At 49.5% G+C, this 11,841-nt stretch carries 9 protein-coding genes; 1 reads left to right on the top strand and 8 read right to left on the bottom strand.

Annotation, left to right across the window (positions count from 1 at the left end; genetic code table 11):
* Positions 1-153 precede the first annotated feature (153 nt).
* Together PXY01_RS18730 and gyrA are read right to left on the bottom strand one after the other, a co-directional pair.
* Positions 154-1,233: an HD-GYP domain-containing protein gene (locus PXY01_RS18730; protein ID WP_127572080.1), complete on the bottom strand. Its 1,080-nt coding sequence runs from the start codon at positions 1,231-1,233 to the stop codon at positions 154-156.
* A gap of 59 nt (positions 1,234-1,292) precedes the next feature.
* A complete protein-coding gene (gyrA, locus tag PXY01_RS18725) occupies positions 1,293-3,764 on the bottom strand; it encodes a DNA gyrase subunit A (RefSeq protein WP_127572078.1) in 2,472 nt (823 codons plus the stop codon).
* Positions 3,765-4,201: 437 nt separating this feature from the next.
* Between gyrA and PXY01_RS18720 the strand changes: the two genes are divergently transcribed.
* On the top strand, positions 4,202-4,978 hold the full coding sequence (locus tag PXY01_RS18720; protein ID WP_127572077.1) for a YheC/YheD family protein: 777 nt from the start codon (positions 4,202-4,204) through the stop codon (positions 4,976-4,978).
* 50 nt (positions 4,979-5,028) lie between these two features.
* On the opposite strand, the gene gyrB is transcribed toward PXY01_RS18720, so the two are convergent.
* The 6 genes from gyrB to dnaA all read right to left on the bottom strand — a co-directional run bounded on the left by gyrB (position 5,029) and on the right by dnaA (position 11,401).
* A complete protein-coding gene (gene gyrB / locus PXY01_RS18715) occupies positions 5,029-6,939 on the bottom strand; it encodes a DNA topoisomerase (ATP-hydrolyzing) subunit B (RefSeq protein WP_127572075.1) in 1,911 nt (636 codons plus the stop codon).
* A gap of 61 nt (positions 6,940-7,000) precedes the next feature.
* Positions 7,001-7,249 (bottom strand): extracellular matrix regulator RemB, encoded by a 249-nt coding sequence (gene remB, locus PXY01_RS18710; RefSeq protein ID WP_110042347.1) that lies wholly within the window; start codon positions 7,247-7,249, stop codon positions 7,001-7,003.
* Between the two features lie 52 nt (positions 7,250-7,301).
* Positions 7,302-8,405 carry a DNA replication/repair protein RecF gene (gene recF / locus PXY01_RS18705; protein ID WP_127572073.1) on the bottom strand — a complete coding sequence of 368 codons (1,104 nt, stop codon included), beginning with the start codon at positions 8,403-8,405 and terminating at the stop codon, positions 7,302-7,304.
* Positions 8,406-8,431: 26 nt separating this feature from the next.
* Complete coding sequence (yaaA, locus tag PXY01_RS18700; protein ID WP_127572071.1) at positions 8,432-8,650, bottom strand: S4 domain-containing protein YaaA; 219 nt, start codon at positions 8,648-8,650, stop codon at positions 8,432-8,434.
* A gap of 41 nt (positions 8,651-8,691) precedes the next feature.
* Positions 8,692-9,834 carry a DNA polymerase III subunit beta gene (gene dnaN / locus PXY01_RS18695; protein ID WP_127572069.1) on the bottom strand — a complete coding sequence of 381 codons (1,143 nt, stop codon included), beginning with the start codon at positions 9,832-9,834 and terminating at the stop codon, positions 8,692-8,694.
* Positions 9,835-10,054: 220 nt separating this feature from the next.
* Positions 10,055-11,401, bottom strand: a complete 1,347-nt coding sequence (gene dnaA / locus PXY01_RS18690; protein ID WP_127572067.1) for a chromosomal replication initiator protein DnaA — start codon at positions 11,399-11,401, stop codon at positions 10,055-10,057.
* Between the last annotated feature and the right edge of the window lie 440 nt (positions 11,402-11,841).

The raw sequence follows: 11,841 nt of genomic DNA, 5'->3' as shown, positions 1-11,841 counted from the left end.
TCATTATCACCGTTTCGTTCAGCGGCGACTTAAATAATATATCATAGATGACTAATGCATTGCAACCCTTTTTTATTATTAATTTCGAAGTCCCTTTATTCAAATGAAAAACCGCCCTCCTTATAGGAGAGCGGCTGCTTAAACCGGTATTCGTTAGCTCGAAATAACCTCTTCTATGTGTAACGAACGTTCAACCGTCAGGTTTACGATCGTACCACTACATGATACCCATGGCCTCGTCGGGTGATTACGGTCAGAGAATACGATTTCCCCTATCCGTCCATCACTAATGCGAACGACAGTCCCGTTATGAAACCGTGTTACCTTTTCAATAAATGTGCGTACGTAAGCAGGCTCCAGCTTGCCGAATGCATCCATTTGAATCTGCTCCAGCACCAAATAAGGCGAAGCCCCTTTGCGATAGGCTTTGTCCAGCGTCATCGCATGGAAAATGTCCGCAATAGCGACGATTTTCGAATACGGATGGATTTTGTCCGAGCTAATACCAAGTGGATATCCGCTTCCGTCCTCCCTTTCATGATGCTGCAGCGATACGAGACGAGCCCCCTCGTTAAGTGCAGCATTGGACTTCAGAATTTGATAACCATACACGGTATGCCGACGCACTTCTTCCGTCTCATCTGGATTAAGCGGCGCAGGCTTATTCAGAATGGTCCGGTTAACCTTGGCATTGCCAATATCATGAAGCAAACCACCCAATGCAACCTGCATCCAATCTTTCGAAGGCAAACCATTCCACCGGGCGATCAAATATGAGGTTATTGCCGTCATCAACGCGTTGTGATACCAATATTCGCTGTCCTTCAGCCCTGATGGTACGTAGGTTAATACGTTATACTCCTCGATTCTCGCTATTAGCTTTTCCAACTGTTTGCGAAGATCGAGCACCGGGAGTGCTTCTCCCGATAGCGCATTATTGAACACCTTACGGACTAATTGAAATGTAGCGTCATATTCGCGTTGAAAATCAGAGACGCTCTCCTCTTCCTTCACTTTCGGCTTTTCTTCTATTACTGAAGTGGCAGCCTTCTCTACCTGCTTCTCAACTGGAGCGTCTATATCAACTTGCTTCACCTGGAATGCACGCAGTATATCAAGCTCACGCTGCGTAACAACGACGCCTTTATGGAACAAGGTGTTACCCAGCGGCGTCTGCACATCTAAAGCCAGCTTTGCACCCGGTTTAATTTTCGTTACCGATACGCTTACCATGCGCTGTTCCTCCCGCTCCTCTAGATGCGCCGTACATGGCCATTTCCGTACATGGCCATTTATTGTTCGTTCTCGTCTCCTGCTTCTTCTTCCTCGTGTTCTTCCTGTTCGTTGCGCGCTACTCGGGTTACCGTCGCAACCGAATCATCATCACGAATATGAATCAGCTTGACGCCTTGTGTATTCCGTCCCATCGTTGAAATACCATCCATACTGGTCCTGATCATCGTCCCCGATGCGGTCATAATCATAAGGTCTTCATCGTTAACGACGACCTTAAGTCCTACGATTGTACCGTTCTTATCCGTGACGTTAAGCGTCTTAATGCCTTTACCACCACGGCTCTGAGTCCGGTACTCGCTCATCGGCGTACGCTTGCCATAACCCTTGGACGTGACGATTAGCACGTCATTATCCTTCTGAACGATATCCATATCGATAACTTTATCATCTTCGTCCAACTGAATGCCTTTGACCCCAGTTGCCGAACGCCCCATCGAGCGAACGTCCTGCTCAGGGAAGCGAATGGACATTCCCTGGCTGGTGCCCATAATGATCTCTTGATTACCGTCGGTCAGCTTCACAGCGATCAGATCGTCATCTTCGCGAAGCGAAATCGCGATTAGCCCGACCTTACGGATGTTCGAATAATCGTTAAGCGGCGTCTTCTTCACAACACCTTGACGAGTAGCGAAGAACAAGTACTGGTCGCTGTCGAACGATTCAACCGGAATCACCGCATTCACGACTTCTCCCTGCTCGATCTGCAGCAGGTTAATGATTGGTGTACCTCGTGCCGTCCGGCTAAGATCCGGTATCTCGTATGCTTTAAGACGATACACTTTACCCTTATCCGTGAAGAAGAGCAAATAATGGTGCGTATTCGATACGAACAGATGCTCAACGAAATCATCATCCTTCGTATCCATGCCGATTACACCTTTACCTCCGCGACGCTGACTGCGATAGGTCGTAACCGGCAGACGCTTCACATAGCCCGAATGAGTAATCGAGATGATGACATCCTCGCGAGGAATAAGGTCCTCGTCGAGAATTTCGTCTTCCCCAATCGTAATCTCGGTCCGGCGCTCGTCGCCGAAACGCTCCTTGATCTCCTCCAGCTCGGTGCTAATAATTTCAAGCACTAGCTGCTCGTCGGCCAGAATCGCTTTATATTCTGCAATCTTGGCAAGCAGCTCGTTGTATTCTGCTTCAATCTTGTCGCGCTCCAAACCGGTGAGACGCTGCAGGCGCATATCGAGAATAGCCTGCGCCTGCTCCTGGCTGAGCTCGAACCGTGCGATCAGCCCCTCACGAGCCTCATCAGTCGTACGGGAACCGCGAATAAGCGCTATAACTTCATCAAGATTATCAAGCGCGATACGCAAGCCTTCCAGAATGTGAGCGCGCGCTTCCGCCTTCTTCAGATCATACTCCGTGCGACGACGAATAACCTCGATCTGGTGCTGGAGATAGTAATAAAGCATTTCCTTCAAATTGAGAATACGCGGCTCACGGTCGACCAGCGCTAGCATATTAATGCCGAACGTCGCCTGAAGCTGCGTCTGCTTGTACAGATTGTTCAGCACCACTGAAGGCGTAACGTCCCGTCTTAGCTCGATAACGATCCGCATCCCGTTGCGGTCGGATTCGTCACGTAGGTCGGTAATGCCGTCTACCTTCTTCTCACGTACAAGCTCGGCAATCTTCTCTACGAGCCGTGCTTTGTTAACTTGATAAGGCAGCTCATGTACGACGATACGAGCTTTGCCGCCATTCTCCTCAATTGTCGCCTTCGCACGCATCGTTATCGATCCGCGCCCCGTCGTATAAGCTTGACGAATACCCGACTGTCCCAACACGTAACCGTAAGTCGGGAAATCCGGACCTTTCACATAATTCATCAGCTCTAGCGGCGTAATATCCGGGTTGCGGATAAGCGCTTGGATACCGTCAACCACTTCGCATAAGTTGTGAGGCGGAATATTCGTCGCCATACCGACCGCGATGCCCGTCACGCCGTTTACAAGCAGATTCGGGAACCGCGAAGGAAGAACGGCAGGCTCCTGCTCCTCGCCGTCGTAGTTCGGTACGAAATCAACGGTCTCTTTATTTAAATCCCGAAGCAGCTCCATCGCAATCTTCGAGAGCCTTGCTTCTGTGTAACGCATTGCCGCGGCCATATCACCGTCAATGGAGCCGAAGTTACCGTGTCCATCAACCAGCATATAGCGCATCGAGAAATCTTGAGCCATCCGGACCATCGTATCATAAACTGCTGAATCGCCGTGCGGGTGGTACTTACCGATTACTTCACCGACGATCCGCGCGGATTTCTTATATGGCTTGTCCGGCGACATTCCCAGCTCGGACATGGCGTATAAAATACGTCGATGCACAGGCTTAAGTCCGTCGCGAACATCCGGCAGCGCGCGGCTGACGATAATGCTCATGGCGTAATCCATGAACGATTCGCGCATCTCTGTGCCGATATCTCGATCCTTTATTTGGGAGCGTTGTTCTTCCGACATTGTTACCCTCCTGACGTCATCTGTAACACGATTGCTGCTTGCCTAAGCGGTTCGGCCGCATCGTTTATGAAAGAATCAGCCCGCAAGAGCTGATCATAAATTGAATCTGCCGCTGACATCACACCGGGCCTGCTTCTAAAAACGTCAAAAAATCGGCAATGCACCGATCATTCCACTAGTCTATTTCTTTCACAAAGCCGCATCGCTTAAACCTACATGAATACGTCTTCCAATCAAAAGCAAATTGGGCTTATACACAGCCCAAAATGAGCTGGGCGCCCTTGGCCTTTGATCATACTCCGCCATATGCTGTTAGAGAATGAAGGACCGTATTCGGCTCTAGGCATACCTCTCTATTATAACATCGATTTCCACCTCTGTCTTCTTCGGCTTGTCGAATGATCGGGAAGTTTTTAAGGTGAAAGGCGGGTTCACGAGTGGCAATCCAGCGAGTTCCAAGTAAATGGGCAAAAACGGAGGTTCTCCTTCGCTCCGAGCATATCCGCAACTATATTCCCATAACGCTGCTCTTTAATCGCGAGACGCTAAAGTCAATGCTCGACCGTTACGGGATGGTATACGTCAAACCGGATTCAGGCTCGTTCGGACTTGGCGTTATCCGGGTCGACAAATTAAGCCATGATTCCAAGCCTTATCAATTCCAGCTAGGTAAGCGAATTCGACGATATTCTACTTTTGAGGATATCTATAAAGCTTTGGAATCCGTACAAAAAGGCCGTCCTTATATCGTTCAGAGAGGGATCTCGCTGCTGCAGCATAACAACCGGCGATTCGATCTAAGAGTTATGGTGCAGCAGAACGATCTCGGTGAATGGGAGACGACGGGTATTATCGGCAGGCTTGGACACCCCGCCAAGATTGTGACCAACTATCACAGCGGGGGCACGCCGCTGCCGCTCTCCACTCTTATGTCCGCTCATATGAGCGAAGCGAAGCAGAGGGAGCTGCACAGCCGTCTGTCTCAGCTCGGGCTTGATATAGCGAAAGCGCTGCAAGCCCGTTATCCACGTATTAAAGAAATCGGCGTTGACGTGGCGATCGATCATGATTTTCGCCCGTGGGTTCTGGAGGTCAATACGCGGCCTGACCCTTTTATCTTCCGCAAGCTAGGGGACCCGACTGTGTTTCACCGGATCTACCGCTATTGTGTCGGATACGGACGCTATAAAAAAAAGCTCCGAAGCCGAAAATAATAACAAGCCGCCGGACCTGTGCTGTCCAGCGGCTTGTTGTTCATTAACGATTAAATATCAAGGTTCTTTACGTGCTTCGCGAACTGATGAATAAATTCACGACGCGGCTCGACGTTGTCGCCCATCAGCGTGTCGAACATAATGTCTGCCTCGATCGCATCCTCGATCGTTACCTGCAGCATGGTCCGGCTCTCCGGGTCCATTGTCGTTTCCCACAGCTGGCTGGCGTTCATCTCACCAAGACCTTTATAGCGCTGTACATTAACTTTGGCGCCCTCTCCGAACTCGGCAATGATTTCGTCCCGTTCCTTCTCCGACTGCGCATAACGGACAACCTTGTTGCGCTCGATCTTGAACAGCGGCGGCTGTGCGATATAAATATAACCGGCTTCAATGATCTTGCGCATGTAGCGGTAGAAGAACGTCAGCATCAATGTACGAATGTGTGCACCGTCAACGTCTGCATCCGTCATAATAATAATCTTGTGGTAACGGGCCTTCGATAGATCGAAGTCATCTCCGATCCCGGTGCCGAGTGCCGTAATAATCGCACGAATCTCAGCGTTGCCGAGAATACGGTCAAGCCGGGCCTTCTCGACGTTCAAAATTTTACCGCGGAGCGGCAGAATCGCTTGGAAGTGGCGATCCCGGCCTTGCTTCGCCGAGCCGCCTGCGGAGTCACCTTCGACGATATAGAGCTCACTAATCGACGCATCCTTGGAAGAACAGTCGGCTAGCTTACCTGGCAAAGAGCTTACTTCAAGCGCGCTCTTACGGCGGGTGAGCTCACGAGCTTTGCGCGCTGCCTCTCGCGCACGGGAAGCCATAAGCCCTTTCTCGACGATTCGCTTCGAGATCGCCGGATTCTCGTCCAGAAACTCTTGAAGCTTCTCAGCAAACAGCGATTCGACGATACCGCGCACTTCACTGTTGCCGAGCTTCGTCTTCGTCTGGCCTTCGAACTGCGGCTCCGGAATTTTGACCGAAATAATTGCCGTCAACCCTTCGCGTACGTCGTCACCAGACAGGTTGGCGTCATTCTCCTTAATGGAATTGGTACGCCGCGCGTAGTCGTTAATGATTCTAGTCAGCGCGCTCTTAAAGCCTGACTCATGCGTGCCGCCCTCGTGCGTGTGAATATTATTGGCGAACGAATAAATATTCTCCGTATAGCTGTCGTTATATTGCAATGCGACCTCGACGCTTATGTTATCTTTCACACCTTCAACATAGATCGGCGTTTCATGGATGACTTCACGACTGCGGTTCAAATATTGCACGAACTCGATAATGCCGCCATCGAACTTGTACGTATTATTCTGGCCAGTACGCTCATCAAGCAGCGAAATCGAGATGCCTTTGTTCAAGAATGCTAGCTCACGAATCCGCGATTGCAGCGTCTCATATTCGTAAACGGTCGTTTCCGTGAAGATCTCCGGGTCAGGCTTGAAACGTGTTGTCGTTCCCGTCTCATCCGTATCGCCGATGACCTTAATGTCGTAAAGCGGCGTACCGCGGCGATATTCTTGCTGATAAATATGTCCGTCACGCTTAACGGTAACGGTAACGTGCTCGGACAATGCGTTCACAACCGAGATCCCTACACCGTGCAAGCCGCCCGACACTTTATAGCCTTCACCGCCGAACTTACCGCCCGCATGAAGCACCGTCATTACGACTTCAAGCGTTGACTTCTTTAGCTTTGGGTTCTCGCCGACCGGGATTCCCCGTCCGTTATCGATTACCGTGATGCTATTATCTTCATGAACGATAACTTCGATATGGGTACAGAAGCCAGCAAGTGCCTCGTCGATCGAATTGTCGACGACCTCCCATACGAGATGGTGAAGACCTTTGCCGCTGGTAGAGCCGATATACATACCTGGACGCTTTCTTACGGCCTCCAGGCCTTCAAGCACCTGTATCTGACTTTCATCATACGTATTCTGGTTCGTAGACATGCCTATTCACTGCTCCTCTCGACTGCTATGCCTGATTGCGCTTTAAGCCCCGCCGCCTAACCTAATAAGCCGCAAAATGATGGGCCCGCTTCTTCAGCGTGGAGGATGAAATCGGCGAATAATAGATTTTATGTTTGGTCAACACGATCGACTTCGGTTCCTCTTCCCCGATCGTCTCGACGTCTTTGCGTTTGCGCGCGCCTGCCACGAATTGTTTGGAAAGCTTGGACGATTGCTCGATCGAAACGTCGAAAATAGCGACCAGCTCTGCTGCTCGAATAATTTTCTCTCCGCCCAAATGGATATACATTCGCAGTCCTCCCTCTCGCCTGAAACGCTGTGCGCTGTAGCTCTTTAGCGCGTTACCGCGTGACGTGGCCTTCCCGGACATGATAAATACCGGCATCCTGCAGCTTGCCCAGATCGACGCTCTCAAGACCGGTTGCCGTAATAAACGTTTGTACTTTCGCTTGGAACGTCTCGATTAGCTGTGTCTGCCGATTACGGTCGAGCTCCGACAGTACATCGTCAAGCAATAGCAGCGGATATTCGCCAATTTCTTCACGAATTAGCTCGATTTCTGCCAGCTTAAGCGATAATGCTGTCGTACGCTGCTGCCCTTGCGAGCCGAACGTCTGTGCTTCCTTGCCGTTGATATAGAAGATTAGATCGTCCCGGTGAGGGCCTACAAGCGTCGTTCCTCTACGTATTTCCTGATCCTTTACTTGTGTTAACTTTAACATAAAATGATCAAATAAAACAGATTCATCTTCAATGTCGAAAGATGGCTTATAAGCAATTGTCAGCTGTTCTGACCCGGCTGTTATGCCAGCATGAATCTGCTCCGCCCACTGCTGAAGCTTTTGTATGAAGTATTTCCTTTTTTTAATTATTTTAACACCAAACTCTGCCAGCTGCACGTTCCACACTTCTAGAAGTCCCTGCTTGTCCCCTCCCGAAGACCACAGCGTCTTCAAGTAGTTGTTGCGCTGTACGAGCACCTTGGCGTATTGCTGAAGCGTATGCAAATAGCCGGGCTGCACCTGACCGATTTCCATGTCTAGAAACCGTCGGCGCACGCCCGGCGTTCCCTTCACGATCTCCAGATCTTCCGGGGCGAACATGACGACGTTAAGCGCACCGACGAAATCGCTCAGCCGGCGTTGCTCTAAACCGTTAATCTTCGCTTTCTTCCCCTGTGTTGACAGCATCAAGTCCAGCTTTACCGTTCCATACAGCTTGTCCACTTCTCCGTGAACGTGAGCGTCCGATGCTGTCCAGCCGATCAATTCCTTATCCTTCGATGTCCGATGGGACTTCGTAAGCGCAAGTGTGAAAATAGACTCTAACAAATTGGTCTTCCCCTGCGCATTAGGTCCAATGAACAGATTAACGCTGCTGTCTGTATCGAGCTCCAGCGTATCGTAGTTTCGGTAATTGCGCAGGGCAATTTTCTTCAAATACACGATTATTCAGCCCCCGTCAATTCGGCTTATGAACGGCGGGCAATGGTGAACGTACCAAACCCCTCCACCTCGACTATATCGCCCGCATACAGCTTGCGTCCACGGCGGTTATCGGCTTCACCGTTAATCTTAACTTCATACTCCTGAAGAAATGGCTTCGCTTGACCGCCGGAATCAATACAATCCGACAGCTTCAAAAACTGGCCGAGGGCGATATATTCTGTTCCGATCGTAATTTCTTTCATTCGGTTGTCGCTCCGTTCTTACGTAAACGGCTGATGGGCGGTTAACCCGTCGTCCGGTACGGCAAAATGATGTAAGTGCTGTGTGGATGATCAGATGGACGAATAATGATTGGACTCATCGCACCAGTGAATTGGATCGTCAACTGCTCACTATCGATTACTTTAAGCACATCCAGCATATATTTGGAATTAAAGGCAATGCGCAGCGGTTCCCCTTCCATTCTGGACGCTTCAAGCTGCTCCGTTACACGTCCCAGGTCGGAGGAGCTGGATGAAATCTCGATGCCGCCATTGTCAAGCGTTACGAGTCGAACGATGTTCGTTTTCTCCTCGCGGCTCATCAAATAGGCCCGGTCTATTGCATCCGTTAAATTTTTTGTATCGACGACGAGTTCTGTTTTGTACGTCTGCGGAATAATCTTGGAAGTATCGGGATAAGTCCCATCAAGCAACCGCGAATAGAACAGAACATTGCCGATTTTGAATAGGGCTTGATTGTCTGCTACAACCATGTCGACGAGCACTGAAGCGTCTGGAATTAGGCGGGAAAGCTCGTTCAATGTCTTCGCTGAAATGACGACGTTCGAGAAGCGGAGCTCCGGATTCGAATCGACATGAGCAGAACGGTTCGCAAGACGATGACGGTCTGTGGCGACGAACCGAAGGTCTTGATTAACTAAGTTCACAAGTGCACCCGTTAAGATAGGTGTCTGTTCACTTGTGGATGCAGCAAAAATCGTCTGGCGAATAAGTGATTTAAGCAGATCGCCCGGGATTTGCAGAATGTCGCTTTGCTCGATTGACGGTAGAACAGGGAATTCCTCTGGATCGAGACCGACCATCTGGATATCCGTAGAGCCGGAACGAATCATCGTAATAAAATGCTCGCCAACCTCGATCTCGACTTCGTCGGAAGGCAGTTTCTTAACAATCTCCACAATAAATTTGGAAGGCAGTACGACGCTGCCTGGTTTATCGACTCTTGCAATAATAGAATCTCCAGCTTCAACGGGAATAAAGCTTTGGATCGAAATGTCCGTGTCGCTGGCCGTTAAAGTGACGCCTTGATGGGTTACCTCGAACTTGATGCCTCCAAGAATCGGAATCGCTGGTCTAGTCGATGCGGCTTTAGCGACTTGTTGAATTGCATCGTTAAGTTCGTTCTTTGCTATAGACAGTTTCATGTTTTCACTCCTATGTCGCATGTCCGTAATTTGAACGTATAGATGGTATTGTCGGCAGCGGCTGATAGTTGTCGTTTATTGACGATGATTAATTAAAAAATATAGAAGCAGTAGTAATAGGTGCGGTGAATATGTGGATAAGCTCTGCGAACGTTGATAAAGCAAGCCTATCCACATGTGCATAGCTTGTGCATAGGCTTGCTCGATTGTTCTATGTTATTCACGTATGATTTTTGATCTTCTCGCTTAAGTTCTGAATGATTTTGTACAGGTCCTGGTCCACCTTCAACTGCGACGAAATCTTCTCGTGCGCATGGATGACCGTTGTATGGTCGCGGCCACCGAACGCCTCGCCGATCTTCGGCAGTGAATAGTCCGTCAGCTCGCGTGATAAGTACATTGCGATCTGACGCGGGAAAGCAACGGCCTTCGTGCGCTTCCTCGCCTTGAATTCCTCAAGCCGTAATCCGTAGAATTCGCCAACCTTCTGTTGAATGTCCTGAATCGTAATCATCTTCGGCCGGCTCGATGGGATAATATCCTTCAGCGCTTCGGCGGCAAGGTGGGACGTGATGTCCTCATTAATAAGGGAAGAGTAAGCAACGACTCGAATTAGCGCCCCTTCAAGCTCGCGAATATTCGTATCGATCTGATTGGCGATGTACACCATTGCTTCATTCGGAATTTCCAGGTTCTCGGCCCGTGCTTTCTTGCGCAGAATGGCAATCCGCGTCTCAAGATCCGGTGCCTGAATGTCGGTCATGAGCCCCCATTCGAACCGAGAGCGCAGCCGTTCTTCAAGCGTTGGGATTTCTTTCGGCGGACGGTCGCTGGAGATGACAATCTGCTTCCGTTCCTCATGTAGTGCATTGAACGTATGGAAAAATTCCTCCTGAGTTCCATCCTTACCTGCGAGAAACTGAATGTCGTCGATCAGCAGCACGTCGATATTCCGGTATTTGTTCCGGAAGCTTTCCGGACTATTGTCCCGAATGGCGTTAATGAATTCGTTCGTAAATTTCTCTGACGAAATGTACATGACCTTCATATTAGGATTGTGATCAATAATATAATTGCCGATCGCATGCATAAGATGCGTCTTGCCCAATCCGACGCCTCCGTAGAGGAATAACGGATTATACGTCTTGGCGGGCGCTTCCGCTACGGCCAGCGAGGCTGCGTGCGCGAAGCGGTTATTGGCGCCAATGACAAAATTGTCAAACGTATATTTAGGATTAATTAGGTGCGTAAAGGGCTCCTCCGCCGAGACTGGCGCCGTTACCGCAACGGGCGGTGTAGCGGCGGGCTCGGGAGGCCGATTCTCTTCGATTACAAACTTTACGTCGACCGTTCGCCCCAGAAATTCATACATCGTTGTCCGGACCAGCTTCGTGTATCGGCTTTCCAGCCATTCGGCGGCAAACGTCGTTGGCGCGGTTACGACAAGCAGGTCACCTTTAAGGTCGGCCCGTGTCGCTTTAAACCACGTATCGAAGCTTGGTTTGCTTAGCTTCGTCTGGATTACCGACAGCACTTGCTGCCACATATCCGGGGTATGGCTGTCCACAGCATGTCACTCCTTAGTCTGATTGGCCGAACAGGCGTCAATTCGCGATTGGAACGCGATATATCCGTGCGGGCGTCCTAGTTCGTCCACAGAATGAACGGAACGATTCCCGCCATCTATTAAGAGGGGATGATTTTGTTCACAATGTTATCCACAGGCTGTGAATAACATTGTTGAATTCTTTCCGGTATCCACATCGAAAACATATCTATCATAGCAAAAGAAGCCTTATATTACAACGAATCCAGGGACATTATCCACAAATCCTACAGGTTGTGTATAAATGTTGCTGACAGCACAAGATATTGTTTATATCCTGTTAGATTTTCGACAGTATTCGTCCAAATCGACCGAAAATTATACACATGTTATTAATTTTCGTCAGAATTCACAATATGCACTGTTCATATCCACAAAAATAGAAAATCGCTATTCAATTG

The organism is Paenibacillus xylaniclasticus, assembly GCF_004001065.1.
Classification (GTDB): domain Bacteria; phylum Bacillota; class Bacilli; order Paenibacillales; family Paenibacillaceae; genus Paenibacillus_T; species Paenibacillus_T xylaniclasticus.
Note: the sequence above shows the minus strand (reverse complement) of the source record. Positions and strands in the feature narration are given on the sequence as shown.